Raw genomic sequence first — 15,061 nt, forward strand, 5'->3', positions numbered from 1 at the left:
CTCCTTGTATCCGATACCGCTCACAGCGAGCGAGCGATCAGAACCTTCATGATCTCATTTGTGCCGCCATAGATGCGCTGCACGCGCGCATCCCTGAACATGCGGGCAATCGGGTATTCGTTCATATAGCCATAGCCGCCGAAAAGCTGGAGGCATTCGTCCACGACTTTGCCCTGCAAATCGGTGAGCCAGTACTTCGCCATCGAGGCGGTGACGGGGTCCAGCCCGCCGCCTATGTGGCGGCTGACGCAATCATTGTAGAACACGCGACCAATGGTGATCTCGGTCTTGAGTTCGGCCAGCTTGAACTGGGTGTTCTGGAAATCGAGGATCGGCTTGCCGAACGCCTTGCGCTCCTTCACGTAGTCTACTGTCACGGCCAGCGCCCGCTCGGCCATCGCGATTGCCTGCGTTCCCACCAGCAACCGCTCCTGCGGCAGTTGCTGCATAAGCTGGACGAAGCCCTGCCCCTCTTCCGGCCCGAGCAGATTGGCGGTCGGCACGCGCACATCGTTGAAGAAGAGTTCGGAGGTGTCGTTCGCCTTTAGCCCGATCTTGTCGAGGTTGCGGCCCCGCTCGAACCCCTCCACTTCATCCGTCTCGACCACAAGAAGCGAGGTACCCTTGGCTCCGAGGCTCGGGTCCGTCTTGGTGACGACGACAATGAGGTTGGCGTTCTGGCCATTGGTGATGAAGGTTTTCGAGCCGTTGATCCGATATTGGTTGCCGGACTTCTCCGCCCGCGTCCGGATGCCCTGCAGATCGGAACCGGCCCCCGGCTCGGTCATGGCAATGGCCCCGATCAACTCGCCCGTCGCCATGCGCGGCAGCCAGCGGCGCTTCTGCTCCTCGCTGCCGTAGTGGAGGATGTAGGGCGCGACGATTGCATTGTGGAGCGCGATCCCGAAACCGTCCGTGCCGACATGGCCGAGCGCTTCCGCGATTGCGCTTTCATGGGCGAACGTACCGCCCGCGCCGCCATATTCTTCCGGCATGGAGGCGCAAAGCAGGCCGTTCTGCCCGGCCTTTTCCCACGCGGCGCGCTCGACGATCTCGTTCTTTTCATACTCGTCATATTTCGGTGCGATTTCGTTCTCCAGAAACCGTACCGACATGTCGTAGAGCATGGACACGTCGTCGCTTGCCCATGCCGGCTTTGGCAGGCCCAGTATTTCAGATGCGCTCGCCATATGTCCTCCCGGCGAAATGGTATGGTCAGAATGCTTCCGCAGGCAGCGCCATCATGGAGCCCGAGCCGCTTGATATGCGCGCGAGATGAGCCGCCGTCTCGGGCATGATGCGCTCCATGAAATAGCGGGCGGTCACCAGCTTGTTCTCATAGAATTCCTGCGACCCGTTCGCGCCCTCCACCAGCCGCGCCTGAGCGATCCTGGCCATCTTACCCCACATATAGCCCAACGACACAAGGCCGAAGAGGTGCATGTAATCGGTGGAAGCAGCACCGGCGTCTTCCGGATTCTTCATTCCGTTCTGCATCAACCACAGCGTTGCGGCCTGAAGATCGTTCAGACCCTTTTTCAGCGCCTTGGTGAAGGGCGCCATCTTCTCATCGGCGCGGTTTTCCTCGCAGAATTCGCCGACTTCCTTGAAGAAGTGCTGCACGGCGCGGCCGCCGTTCTGACCGAGCTTGCGACCGACCAGATCGAGCGCCTGAATACCGTTCGCGCCTTCGTAGATCATGGCGATGCGTGCGTCCCGCACGAACTGGCTCATGCCATGTTCCTCGATATAGCCGTGCCCGCCAAACACCTGCTGGGCCATGACGGCGTGCTCGAATCCCTTGTCCGTGAGAACTCCCTTGGCGACCGGGGTCATGAGCGCCAGATGATCCTCCGCAAGTTGACGGTCGCCCTCGTCGCCCGAACGGTGGGCAATGTCCGACTTGAGCGCCGTCCAGAGCATCAATGCGCGCCCTGCCTCGTTGAATGCCTTCATGGTCATCAGGTTGCGGCGGATGTCGGGATGGACAATGATCGGATCGGCCTTCTTGTCCGGCGCTTTCGGGCCGCTCAGCGAGCGGCCTTGCAGGCGTTCCTTCGCATAGCTCACTGCATTCTGGTATGCCGCCTCCGACACCGCCAGCCCCTGCGCGGCGACACCCAGACGTGCCTCGTTCATCATCGTGAACATCGCTTTCATGCCGCCATTGATCTCGCCGATCAGATAGCCTTCGGCCTCGTCATAGTTCATGACGCAGGTGGCATTGCCGTGGATGCCCATCTTTTCCTCGATGGAACCGCACGAAACGCCGTTGCGCTTGCCGGGATTGCCATCGGAATCGAGTATGAATTTCGGCACGATGAACAGCGAGATGCCCTTGATACCGTCGGGCGATCCCTCGGCGCGCGCAAGCACCAGATGCACGATGTTTTCCGCCATGTCGTGCTCACCGGCAGAAATAAAGATCTTCTGGCCGGAAATCCTGTAAGCACCCTTGCCATCGGGAACGGCCTTCGTGCGGAGGAGCCCGAGATCGGTGCCGCAATGTGGCTCCGTCAGGTTCATCGTCCCCGTCCAAACGCCTTCGACCATCTTCGGTAGCCAGGTGGATTTCTGTTCATCGCTCCCATGAGTCAGAATGGCGGCAATCGCGCCATGGGTCAGGCCCGGATACATCATCAGCGCCATGTTCGCGGAGATGAAATATTCGCTGACCGCCTGGTTGACCGAATATGGCAACCCCTGCCCGCCGAACTCCGCCGGAATTGCAAGCGCCATCCAGCCGCCGTCGCGATAGGCGTCATAAGCGGCCTTGAAGCTCTTCGGCGTGGTCACGTCGCCGTCGGCGGTGCGGGTACAGCCTTCGAGGTCACCGTCGCGATTGGTGGGCTGAATGACATTCTCCGCCAGCTTCGCCGCCTCGCCCAATATGGCGTCGAGCATGTCGCCGCTCGCGTCGGCAAAGCCGGGAAGATTGCTGTAGCGCTCAAATCCGAGCACTTCGTTGAGCACGAAGAGCGTGTCTCTTACCGGCGCTTGATAGATCGGCATGCGTTCCTCCACAAACAGACCAGCGACCCCGACGCACAAGCTTCAGGATCAGAAACAAAGAAGCAATGTTCCATTCCCATGTTCAATAATTGACGTTTGCGTAAACGTCAATTTTGTTCTTCGCCGATCTTGTCGGCGATTTCGGGCGGCTGGGGGTCAGTGGCTTTGACGCAGGCTGTCGCTCGTTCGCCGGGCGAGGTCGGAGCGAACGATTTCCATCGCGCCCGTCAGTTCCCGGATGGCATCGTCGATCAGCGACCGCTGCTTTTCCAGTCGCACGAGCTGCTTTTCGGATTTTTCAAGCGTGACCTTCAACTGGCGCGTGTTCGAGCCGCTCGGCTCGTAGAGGTCCAGCATCTGCTTCACCTCCCTGAGCGAGAAGCCGACCTTGCGTCCGAGGAGGATGAGTTTCAAGCGCGCCTTGTCGCGACGCGTGTAAAGACGCATCGCACCGTCCCGCTTCGGGCTGATAAGGCCCTTATCCTCGTAGAAACGCAACGTGCGCAGAGTAATTCCAAATTGCTTCGCGAGTTCGCCGATGCGTTCGTAGCCGCTTGTCTCGACACCGTGAGCTTCAACATCCGGCCCGGCCGAATTGGAGCTTGTGTTCATGTTCATGATCCCAGCACAGGCAATCGCCTTCGCAGCGTCTTGCCTTCCCTTTTTAGCAGAAGAATGGGGCGCTCATATATTCAGGCACCCATCTTACGTTTACGTAAGCGCGATATAGCGTGAGGTCTTAAACGATTCAAGCCCGCGCCCGGGCAAGAGTTCGCGAGGTTAACGGTCTATTTACCACGTTGGGCGAAAGCTGCGCATGCCGGTTTTCCGTGACTATTCTGTAGCGACATTTTTCACGGTTCTTCGCGGCGGAACTCGCCGGTCTTTTTCCGGAGTCCGTTCGCGCCAGATGCCGGCCAAAAAGTTATGGCGGTGAACCCGGCTGCACAAAGCAGCCATTCAGGACGGTCCCAATGGAAAGCAGGCGCTCCTACTTAGATACCTTAAATGAAGGCAGACAACGAAAACCATCAGCAAGCCTGGAACATTTGAGCAGATCGCTGGAGCAGCTCGAACAGCAGCTTTCCTTGCGCCAGCGCGCGCAGGAGGTTGTGCGCGCGCAGGCAAGCGCAGGCTATGGCGACGACAATCTGGCCCCGCGCTTTCCCGAGCACCGTGACACGTTCTGGGGCAAGAACGACCCTACCGCCAGCGTCGAACGGTTCACGCGCGAGTTTCAGGCATTGAAAGCCGAGATGCTCAATTCGAACCTTGCCCGTCAGGATCACATCCGCGAGCAGGTCGGCAGCGACCTGCGCCGCGAGTTCGAGGTCCTGCGCGGAGAACTCGAACGCACCTATTCGACCGCAAATGAGCGGACGAGCGCCCAGCTGGATTCGGAGATCAAGCGTCTCGGCAAGGCGATCCTGCAATCCAGGGAAAGGTCGGACGACAAGGGCGTCAACCTGCTGCGGCTGGAAATCGAGCAGATCAAGACATCAGTCGCCAATCTCGCGCGTGAGGATTCCGTCCGCGCCATCGGCGAACGCTGGGACGAATTCGAACGCAGGATGGTGCAGCCGAATTTCGATCAGGCCATAGACGCCCTGAGTGCGAGGCTCGACCAGATCAGCGCGGCCGTCGGGACCCTGCCCGAACAGCTTTCCATCGACCGGGTGGAGGACAGGCTGCGCAACCTTGCGCAACTCATCGAGCACTTCGTGCAGCGGGAGACCGACCGCGACCATCCGGAGGCGATTGCCGCGATCGAAGGCCGCCTTGAGGAAATATCGCGCTCGATCGTGGCCATTTCGCTCGCCGACCAGAAAAACGCCTTCGACCCCGCGATGATCGACCGGCTCGACACACGCATACTGGCGCTTGCCCGCCAGATCGAGGACGCGTCCAGCGAAAGCGACGCCGCCATTCTCGAACGGCTCGATGTCATGGCGAACAAGATCGAAGCGCTGGCCGAAACCGCTCCTTCGGCAACAGAGGAGGTTTCACGCGAACTCGGCAAACTGAACAAGAAGCTGTCGGCGGCGGCGACGCCCGCGGATTTCGAGAAGAGCCTGGTTCAACTCGAAAAGCGGATCATCGATATTGCCGACCGTATCGAGGCGCAGGCCGCGGGCGACGAGGCCATCCTTGGGTTGCAGCAGCGACTGGATGCGCTCAACGACAAGATGGACGTCAACCAGAGCGAAGTGCTGGACCCCGCGCTGATCCGCGCATTGGAAGCACAGCTTGCTGCACTGTCCGACCATCTCGAAAAGCCGAACCCTGCTGTCGCGGGACTCGCCGAGCTTGCGCCAAGACTGGAGCGCATCGAGGCTGCGGTTTCGGGAAGCCGCGATGAACTGGTCGAGACGGCGCGTCTCGCAGCGGAAGAGGTACTCCGCAACTTCGCCGGGTCGCCCGTCGAGGAAGCCGCGATCGCCGGGCTGACCGACGACCTCAAGGCGCTGGAGTCGCTGACGCGCGACGCAGATGACCGCAACACCCGCACCTTCGATGCGATTCACGAGACGCTCATCAAGATCATCGACCGCATCGGCCAATTGGACCTCAGCGAACAGCACATCTACCGGGAAGACGCACCTCTTGCCCTTGCGGAGCAGGAAGAGGAGATCGAGATGCCGAAAGTTGATGTCGGGCAGGCTCCTTCCATCGACATGGACGACGTACCGCCCATCGACGAGGAGTCGACCAGTTTCGAGTTCAATTTCGAACCTTTGCCGACCCCGGCACAGGCTGTTTCGGAGAACACGAAAGGCAAGGCCGCTGCACCGGAGGAGGAGGATGTGGAAACGCTGGTCGACGAGGAGCAACCTTCTTCCGGCGTGAGCAAGTGGAAGCGCATTTTTGGGCGCAAGGACGACGTCACCGCAAAGAAGGAGACAGAAACCGGCGCACTTGACGACGATGACGAGGATGCGCCGTCCGGACGCTTCGAACTTTCCGATGCAGATGACGACAGCGGCGAAAATACGCCGCTTGAACCCGGCAAGGTTCCTGACCTGAATGCACTCATGCGGCGCGTGCAGGACGACCGCAGCGACCCCGAACTTGAGTCCGAAGGCGACGCTGCGCGTTCCGATTTCATCGCGGCGGCGCGGCGCGCCGCCCATGCGGCAGCGGCTGAAGCCGATCTCATGAAGCGCAGCACAAGCGGTGAAAAGCCGGCGCGCAAATCACTGCTGGCCAGCATACTCAGGGGTCGCAACAGGACCATGCTGCTCGCTGCGGCAGCCGTCATGGCGGCGCTGGCGGGATTGCAACTCGGCAAAGCGTTCGTGAAGGACCCGGTCGAGATCTCGCAGTCCGGCGCAAAGCCGGCAGCACCCGAGGCGGCGAAATTGCTGGACCAGACCGAGACGGGCTCGATAGGCAAGGCAAAGGTGACGGCGCCGGAACCGGCAATCGAGCAGCCAGCCAAGCCTGCCGCAAAGCCCGAGACACCGGCTGTGAAGCCTGGCGCGCAGGCCATGCCTCCGGATGAGCGCGGGGCTTCGGCGAGCGCCGAGCCTGCCGCGATCACAACGACGGCGTCGCCAGCCCTCGATGTTCCCGCGCAGATCGGCCCGGATGCCTTGCGCGAAGCCGCTATGAGCGACGATCCGACGGCAGTTTACGTTGTGGGCTCGCGGCTTGCGGAAGGAGCCGGCCTCTCCAGCAACATGCAGGAGGCGGCAAAATGGTTTGAGAAATCGGCGGAACTCGGCCTTGCGCCGGCCCAGTACAGGATCGGCAATCTCTACGAAAAGGGAATTGGTGTCGACCGCGACATCGAGAAGGCACGGTACTGGTACCGGCTCGCGGCGAACCAGGGCAATGCCAACGCCATGCACAATCTGGCGGTGCTCTACGCGACGGGCGGCGACATCTCCCCCGACAATGAAGCAGCCGTGCGCTGGTTCACGAAAGCGGCGATGCTCGGCGTGAAGGACAGCCAGTACAATCTGGGCATTCTCGCAGCCAAGGGCGCAGGAATGACGCAGGACATGGAGCAGGCCTACAAATGGTTCGGGCTTGTGGCGAACACGGGCGATCGCGATGCAGCCGACAAGCGCGACGAAATCGCCAAGGCCATGACGCCCGCCCAAATCGCCGGCGCACAGTCCGCCATCGCGACATGGCGTGCGGAGACCCCGGAAGCGGCGGTGAACGATGTCTCGATCCCCGGCGAATGGCAGGAAGCGGCTACGACAACCACTGCAAAAGTCGACATGGGCAAGGCCATCCGCAACGTCCAGGCGTTGCTCAACAAGGCAGGCTACGATGTCGGCATGGCGGACGGATTGATCGGCGACAAGACGCGGCAGGCGATCGCGGCCTTCCAGGAGGACCACGGCCTGCAACCGACCGGACGAATCGATGAAAGCATGGTGCGGGCGCTGCTGGCGAAGAACTGAGGCTTTTTCGCTACTTAGTCAGGCCAAATAGATACCGGGAGCCGCCTTCAGGGCGGCTTTCGGCTTTTCATTCCGCCGCAATGTCGGCACAACTGAACCCTAGGTTCCAGAGCATTGCGGGGCGGCGCAGGGGTATCATTCTCCTCACCGTCAATGAAATAATTGAGTCTGCCGGTGGGTGTTTATCTCCCGATTGCTGAAATGTCGGTCAACGCCGTCGTGCTGCTGGCGATGGGCGCTGCTGTCGGATTCCTGTCCGGTCTTTTCGGCGTGGGCGGCGGATTCCTGATTACCCCGCTCCTGATCTTCTACAACATTCCGCCCGCAATTGCGGTCGCCACCGGCGCGAACCAGGTCATTGCATCGTCGTTTTCGGGGTCGCTCGCGCACGTCAAGCGCGGGACGCTGGACTTCAAGCTCGGCTTCATGCTGCTCGCGGGAGGCATCGTCGGGTCCACGCTCGGCGTCTATGTGTTCGCGCTCCTGCGCAGCGTGGGCCAGTTGGACCTGTTTATCTCGCTGCTCTACGTCGCGCTGCTGGGCACGGTGGGCGGCCTGATGCTGGTCGAAAGCGTCAACGCCATGCGTGCGACACGCGGCGGGGCGGCAGCCCCATCGCTCAAGAAGCCCGGCCACCACAACTGGATTCACCGGCTGCCGCTCAAGATGCGCTTCCGCGCATCGAAGCTCTTCGTGAGCGTCATTCCCGTGCTCGGCATCGGCGCCGTCATCGGCTTTCTTGCGTCCATCATGGGTGTGGGCGGCGGCTTCATCATGGTGCCGGCGCTGATCTACCTGCTCAAAGTGCCGACCAATGTCGTCGTCGGCACCTCCCTGTTCCACATCACATTTACCGCCGCATTCACCACCATCGTGCACGCCACCACGAACCAGACGGTGGACATCGTACTGGCGCTGCTGCTGATGCTGGGTGGCGTGATTGGTGCGCAATATGGAACGAAGGCGGGGCAGAAGCTGCGCGGCGAGCAATTGCGCGCCCTGCTGGCGCTGCTGGTGCTCGCGGTCGCGTTGCGGCTCGGGGTCGACCTCTTCGTTCCCCCGAACAGTCTCTACTCCCTGAGCACGCTCGAGGGGTTCGGCCAATGAAATGGGCCGTCGCAACCCTTGTTTCGCTGCTGCTGACGGCTTCATTCGCACGGGCCCAGATCACCAACGATGAAACCATCCAGATTGGCCTGTCCACCGACCATGTGGCGCTGACGGCTGGCTTTTCGGGAGCGGACCTCACAATATTCGGATCGGTCGAAAATTCCGATCCGCAGATCACCCGCCGGGGCGGCTATGACGTGGTGGTGGTTCTGGAGGGACCGTCCGACGCTGTAGTGGTGCGCCGCAAGAAGCGCGTGCTTGGCATGTGGATCAACACACGCTCCGAAACCTTCCTCAACGTGCCGATCTCCTATTCGCTGGCCACCACGCGCCAGCCGCAGGACATCACCGATCCGCAGAACTACAAGCGGCTGTCGCTTGGCGCGGACAGCATCTACCTGCAACCCATGGACAAGCATGTCGGCCCTGTGACGATCCAGGAATTTACCGACGCGCTCCGGGACAGGAAAAAGGCCACGAACCTCTACAGCACGAACTATGGAGGCGTTCAGTTCCTTTCGCAGAGCCTGTTCCGCGCGACACTGCGCCTTGCGCCGAACGTGCCGGTCGGTACCCATCGCGCCCGCGCCTTCCTGTTCAAGAACGGAACCTTCGTCAGCGAATCCTCCGCCCAGCTTGAAATCCGCAAATCGGGTTTCGAGCAATCGATCTTCGACTACGCCCATCAGGACAGTTTCATGTATGGACTGTTTGCGGTGGGTCTTGCCATGCTCACAGGCTGGCTCGGGCGGCTTGTGTTCCGGAAGGAATAGTCAGCCGGGCCTCAGCAGCGAGGCGGCTATCGGATAGACCTGCGCATCGCCGAGCATATAGGCCATGAAGCGCTCCCATGCGAACAGGCCGCGATAGGCCCGGTCCATCACATTGAGCGAACCCGTGAAGGCGCCGAACGCAGGCATGACAAGCCGCGCGCCATCAGAGGCGAAACAGCGGCGGCGCACCGAACGTCCGCGCTGGACGATACGGGCGCAAGGATGCAGGTGACCCGCAATCTCTCCCTCGGGCGCGGCCAAGGTGGGCTCATGCCGAAACACCAGCCCGGAGACGGCAAGCTCTTCCACGCATTCACCGGGCAGGCCGACCGGCATATCCGGGTCGTGATTGCCCGCGACCCAGACCCAGTCCCGCCCCGACATCAGGGCTTCGAGATGCGCCCTGAACGTATCCGGCAGGCGCGCGGCGCCTTCGCCGTCGTGGAAGCTGTCGCCGAGGCTCACAACGATGCGGGGCGCATAGGCTGCGACGACTGCTTGCAACCGCAATAGCGTGGCAGCGGTGTCGTAGGGCGGAACCAGTTGGCCGCGCCGCGCGAAGGCGGAGCCTTTCTCCAGATGCAGGTCGGATACGACGAGCAAACCCAGGTCCGGCAGATAGAGCGCACCGCTGGCGTCGCAGAATGCGCCGTTCCCCGCGATCTCGATATCGCCTGAGAAAACCCTTCGGTGCCGTGGGTGAACGTTCAAGCCATCGCCTCTTCGATCAAGGTGGCCGCCTCCGCAAGCAGCGTCTCATTGGCTTCACCCTTGACGCTCTCCTTGCCGATTTCCAGCATGACAGGGACGGCGAGCGGTGAAATATGCTCAAGCGCCTTATGCACGATTCGCCCGCGAATGCGCGAGAGCATGTCGCCAAGTCTCCTGACATCGAGCAGGCCCGCCGCCGCATCGGCGCGCGTCGCCTGAAGAAGAATATGGTCCGGTTCATGGGCACGCAGCACATCGTAGATGAGGTCGGCGGCTATGGTGACCTGGCGACCGTTCTTCTCCTGCCCCGGAAATTTCTTCTCGATCAGCCCCGCAATCACCGCGCAGTTGCGAAACATGCGCTTGAGCATCCAGCTTTCGTTGAGCCAGGCATCGAGATCGTCGCCAAGCATGTCCTCGTCGAACAAGTCCGCAAGCGAGGGGCGGCCCGCGCGAAAGCGCGCGCCGAGGTCGTCCAGCGCCCAAACGCCGAGCGAATAGTCGGTCGCCACGAAGCCGAGAGGTCGAGCGCCCGCGCGCTCAAGCCGTCGCGTCAGCAGCATGCCGAGCGTCTGGTGGGCGAGCCTGCCCTCGAACGGGTAGCAGACCATGTAGTAGCGCCCGGCGCGCGGAAACGTCTCGACAAGAAGATCGCCCCGGCCCGGCAGGACGGACTTCTCCTGCTGGACGCGAAGCCAGTCTGCGACCTGATCCGGCAGCATTTTCCAGCGGGCGGAATCGGAAAGGATCGCGCGCACGCCGTCCGCCAGATAGGTCGACAGCGGAAACTTGCCGCCCGCATAGGATGGCACGATGACCTGCGCAGCCGATCCGGTCGAGACGTAGCATTCGTTTTCGCGGATGCCTTCGAAGCGCAGGATCTTGCCCGCGAAAAGGAAATTGTCGCCATGCCTGAGCGACTCCGCGAAATATTCCTCGACCTTGCCCAGCACCGCGCCGCCGCGCGAGACGCCGCCCCTGCCCTGCCGCACATAGCGCACGTTCAGTTCCGGCATCTCGACGATCGTGCCGACATTGAGGCGATATTGCTGCGCGACATGCGGATTCGAGACACGCCAGAATCCGTCCTTGTTTCTGCGGATGCGCGCGTAGCGCTCATAGGTCTTGAGCGCGTATCCGCCCGTCGCCACAAATTCGATCACCCGTTCGAGCGTGGCGCGGTCGATCATGGAATATGGCTCGGCGCTGCGCACTTCCTCATACAGGCTGTCGGCATCGAACGGTTCGCCGCACGCGCAGCCAAGCACATGCTGCGCGAGCACATCCAGCGCGCCCGTCGCCAGCGCAGGCGTGTCCTGCGCCCCGACGGCATTGGCTTCGAGCGCCGCGCGGCATTCCAGCACCTCGAAACGGTTGGCGGGCACGAGAATCGCACGGCTCGGCTCGTCCATTCGATGGTTCGAACGCCCGATGCGTTGCGCCAGCCGGCTTGCCCCCTTCGGCGCGCCGACATGAATGACGAGATCGACGTCACCCCAGTCGATGCCGAGATCGAGGGTGGACGTGGCGACGATGGCGCGCAGCGCATTGTCCGCCATCGCCTTTTCGACCCGCCGCCGCTGCCCGACATCGAGCGACCCGTGATGCAGGGCGATGGGCAGCGATTCCTCATTCGCCTTCCACAGTTCCTGAAACAGAAGCTCGGCCTGGCTGCGCGTGTTGACGAAGAGCAAGGTCGTGCGGTGGTCCTTGATGGCGCGATAGATGTCCTCGACCGCATAACGGGCGGAATGCCCCGCCCATGGCACGCGCTGTTCGGAATCGAGAATGGTGATGTGCGGTTTTGCCCCACCCTCGACGGTGATCAGATCGGCGCGATTCACCTCCCGATTCTGAGGCACAAGCCATTTCTGCAACTGCTCCGGTTCGGCAACCGTAGCGGAAAGGCCGATGGTTTGCAGGCCGGGCCGGAACCTGCGCAGCCGCGCGAGCCCCAGCGCAAGCAGGTGCCCGCGCTTCGAAGTGACGAGTGAATGAAGCTCGTCGAAGATCACGTAGCGCAGATCCTTGAAGAAGCGCCGCGCATCGCCGGCGGCAATGAGCAGCGCCAACTGTTCCGGCGTGGTCAGCAATATGTCGGGCGGAGCGAGCTTCTGGCGCTGGCGCTTGTGCTGCGGCGTGTCCCCTGTGCGGGTCTCGATGCTGATCGGCAGGTTCATTTCTGCGACCGGCCTTGCGAGATTGCGCTCGATATCAACCGCTAGCGCCTTCAGCGGGGATATATAAAGTGTATGTATGCCGCGATGCGCTTCTCCCGGCTTGCGCTTCGGGCGTTCCGCGAGATCGGTCAGCGCGGGAAGAAACCCCGCAAGCGTCTTGCCCGCTCCCGTTGGCGCGATCAACAGCACCGACTTTCCAGATTGTGTCCGGGCGACGAGTTCGAGTTGGTGGGCACGCGGTGACCAGCCCCGCTCCGCGAACCATCTCACGAAGGGCGCAGGCAGCTTGGCGGCGACGGTATCGTCTATTGACGGGTTCTGCCGGGTCACCAGCGCACAGGTAACGCGCGCCGCCGCAAAGGAAAAGAAAAAAGAACAAAAAGTGATCATGCAATTCGTGGGTCAACCGACAGGCATTGCATTCCGCGGAACCATGCTCCACATCAAACGATGATTTTCAGGGAGAGCCACATGTCCAGCCACGATCCGATCGTCATCGCGGGCGCTGCCCGCACGCCCATGGGAGGGTTTCAGGGCGCGCTCAAGGGCGTCGCGGCCACGGAGCTGGGCGCTGCCGCGATAGGCGAGGCGGTGACGCGGGCAGGTATCGCACCGGACCAGGTCGATGAGGTCATCATGGGCTGCGTGCTACCGGCCGGTCTCGGACAGGCACCAGCGCGCCAGGCCGCGCTTGGCGGCGGCTTGCCGCAAAGCGTGCCTTGCGCTACGCTCAACAAGGTCTGCGGCTCCGGCATGAAGGCGACGATGCTCGCGCATGATCTCGTGGCTGCGGGCAGCGCCGATATCGTGCTGGCGGGCGGAATGGAATCCATGACCAACGCGCCCTACCTGCTCGACAAGGCGCGCGGCGGCTATCGAATTGGTCACGGCAAGCTGTACGACCATATGTTCCTCGACGGGCTTGAGGATGCCTATGACAAGGGCCGTGCGATGGGCACCTTCGCCGAGGACACGGCGCAGCATTATCAGTTCACGCGGGAGGCGCAGGACGAATATGCCCTCACCTCGCTGCAACGCTCGCTCAAGGCGATCGTCGATGGCGCGTTCCGCGACGAAATCGTTCCGGTTGCGGGCGTGTCGGATGACGAGCAGCCGTCCAAGGCCAAGCCCGAGAAAATACCGTTGCTGAAACCCGCCTTCCGTGACGGCGGCACGGTTACGGCGGCGAACTCGTCATCGATCTCTGATGGCGGCGCCGCGCTGATTGTCACCCGGCTGTCGACGGCGGAAAAGAAGGGCATGACGCCGCTCGCGAAAATCCTCGGCCATGCCGGCCATGCGCAGGCGCCCGCCTGGTTCACCACCGCGCCGGTATTCGCCATGCGCAAGCTTCTGGAACGGCTGGGCTGGAAGTCGTCGGATGTCGATCTCTACGAAATCAATGAGGCCTTTGCGGTGGTTGCGATGGCCGCAATGCGTGAACTGGATTTGCCGCACGACAAGGTGAATGTGAATGGCGGCGCGTGCGCGCTCGGCCATCCGATCGGCTGCTCCGGTGCGCGAATCCTCGTGACGCTCCTTTCCGCGCTCAAGGCGCGCGGTGAGACGCGCGGCATCGCCTCGCTCTGCATCGGCGGAGGTGAGGCGACGGCGCTTGCCGTCGAAATCATGCGGTAGGATCGGGTCAAGGAGGCGCTTGCGCAGGCGCCATTGACCGGCGGACCGGACGGCCAATAAGGACTGGCATTGCCCGTGCTCTTTCCTTATCAGGAGAAAGCGCTGAAAGGAGATTCCTGTTTGACCGGATGGAGTGGGACCGAAACGCCACCGAATGAACATAGGGGTCAACCGGGCGTTTTGGTGCAATGGCTGTTGCTCGCTCTCGTCTCTGCGCCGATTACGGCTATCTTCTATATATTGCATTTACCTGCGGCTCTTCTGTTCGGCCCCATGCTGGTCGCAATTGTCGCGGGACTGAACCACGCCAGCATTCGCGTTGCGAGAATTCCGTTTGCCGGGGCGCAAGGGATCATCGGCTGTCTCGTTGCGCAGTCTATTTCGCCTGCGATCTACAAGGTTATTCTGGCTGACTGGCCGACCATCGCGGTCGCTGTGCTGGCCACGCTTGCCGCATCGAGCTTTCTTGGCTGGTTCATCAGCTATCTCAAGGTGCTGCCGGGTTCGACCGCAGTGTGGGGTTCAGCGCCCGGAGGTGCGACCGCAATGGTCGTGATGGCCTCGGCCTTCGGAGCCGACGCCCGCCTCGTCGCCTTCATGCAATATCTGCGGGTGATATTCGTAACGGCGGCCGCAGTCGTTATTTCCGGTCTGGTGATCGGCACCGAAAGCTCCGCCAGCGCTGCGGAGACGTGGTTTCCGCCGATCATCTGGCCAAGCTTCGGCTTGATGATCGCTGCCGTAGCTCTGGGCGGCATCACAGGCTTTGTCCTTCGGCTGCCCTCCCCGTTTTTCCTGGGGTCGATTATCCTCGGCCTTTGCCTGCATCTCGGCGCAGGCGTCGATTTACAGATTCCGCTTTGGTTGAGGTCTGCCGCATATGTCGTCATCGGATGGAAAATCGGGTTGAGTTTCACCCGCGCGGCTTTGCGTCAGGCACTCCACGCCATGCCGCAGATCATCGCATCCATTCTTGCGCTTATGCTCTTTTGCGGTGGCATGGCATGGTTTGTGAGCCGCAACCTTGGTGTCGATCTGCTGACCGCATATCTCGCGACAAGCCCTGGCGGGTTGGATTCCGTCGCAATCATCGCGCTCGCCTCTGACCGGGTCGATTTGTCGTTTATCCTCGCCTTGCAAACTGCGCGCCTTCTGGCTGTCCTGATCCTTGGACCACCGCTGGCAAAACTCATTGTGCGACAAGTGAAAGAATAAGGCGCCG

General features: G+C 61.8%; 10 protein-coding genes. 5 read left to right on the top strand and 5 right to left on the bottom strand.

Annotation, left to right across the window (positions count from 1 at the left end; all coding sequences use genetic code 11):
* Window positions 1-20: 20 nt before the first annotated feature.
* From M9924_03430 to M9924_03440, 3 genes are all read right to left on the bottom strand, one after another.
* Window positions 21-1,190, bottom strand: coding sequence for an acyl-CoA dehydrogenase family protein (locus tag M9924_03430; protein MCO5063447.1), 1,170 nt, complete (start codon window positions 1,188-1,190; stop codon window positions 21-23).
* Between the two features lie 25 nt (window positions 1,191-1,215).
* A complete protein-coding gene (locus tag M9924_03435; GenBank protein ID MCO5063448.1) occupies window positions 1,216-3,012 on the bottom strand; it encodes an acyl-CoA dehydrogenase C-terminal domain-containing protein in 1,797 nt (598 codons plus the stop codon).
* 156 nt (window positions 3,013-3,168) lie between these two features.
* A complete protein-coding gene (locus tag M9924_03440; GenBank protein MCO5063449.1) occupies window positions 3,169-3,624 on the bottom strand; it encodes a MerR family DNA-binding transcriptional regulator in 456 nt (151 codons plus the stop codon).
* 437 nt (window positions 3,625-4,061) lie between these two features.
* Here M9924_03440 and M9924_03445 point away from each other — a divergent pair, with 437 nt between their 5' ends.
* The 3 genes from M9924_03445 (at window position 4,062) to M9924_03455 (ending at window position 9,310) form a co-directional block, all read left to right on the top strand.
* Window positions 4,062-7,427 (top strand): peptidoglycan-binding protein, encoded by a 3,366-nt coding sequence (locus M9924_03445; GenBank protein ID MCO5063450.1) that lies wholly within the window; start codon window positions 4,062-4,064, stop codon window positions 7,425-7,427.
* A gap of 174 nt (window positions 7,428-7,601) precedes the next feature.
* Window positions 7,602-8,534: a sulfite exporter TauE/SafE family protein gene (locus M9924_03450; protein ID MCO5063451.1), complete on the top strand. Its 933-nt coding sequence runs from the start codon at window positions 7,602-7,604 to the stop codon at window positions 8,532-8,534.
* Window positions 8,531-9,310 carry a TIGR02186 family protein gene (locus tag M9924_03455; protein MCO5063452.1) on the top strand — a complete coding sequence of 260 codons (780 nt, stop codon included), beginning with the start codon at window positions 8,531-8,533 and terminating at the stop codon, window positions 9,308-9,310. Before M9924_03450 ends, M9924_03455 begins: the two co-directional genes overlap by 4 nt.
* On the opposite strand, the gene pdeM is transcribed toward M9924_03455, so the two are convergent.
* Together pdeM and M9924_03465 are read right to left on the bottom strand one after the other, a co-directional pair.
* Window positions 9,311-9,979, bottom strand: coding sequence for a ligase-associated DNA damage response endonuclease PdeM (pdeM, locus tag M9924_03460; GenBank protein ID MCO5063453.1), 669 nt, complete (start codon window positions 9,977-9,979; stop codon window positions 9,311-9,313).
* A 38-nt stretch (window positions 9,980-10,017) separates the two neighbouring features.
* Entirely contained in the window at window positions 10,018-12,591 is a 2,574-nt protein-coding gene (locus tag M9924_03465) for a ligase-associated DNA damage response DEXH box helicase (GenBank protein MCO5063454.1), read from the bottom strand.
* An 81-nt stretch (window positions 12,592-12,672) separates the two neighbouring features.
* Here M9924_03465 and M9924_03470 point away from each other — a divergent pair, with 81 nt between their 5' ends.
* Together M9924_03470 and M9924_03475 are read left to right on the top strand one after the other, a co-directional pair.
* Window positions 12,673-13,839, top strand: a complete 1,167-nt coding sequence (locus tag M9924_03470; GenBank protein ID MCO5063455.1) for an acetyl-CoA C-acyltransferase — start codon at window positions 12,673-12,675, stop codon at window positions 13,837-13,839.
* Between the two features lie 183 nt (window positions 13,840-14,022).
* On the top strand, window positions 14,023-15,054 hold the full coding sequence (locus tag M9924_03475) for an AbrB family transcriptional regulator (GenBank protein MCO5063456.1): 1,032 nt from the start codon (window positions 14,023-14,025) through the stop codon (window positions 15,052-15,054).
* Window positions 15,055-15,061: the final 7 nt, after the last annotated feature.

The organism is Rhizobiaceae bacterium (assembly GCA_023953835.1).
Classification (GTDB): Bacteria; Pseudomonadota; Alphaproteobacteria; order Rhizobiales; family Rhizobiaceae; genus Mesorhizobium_G.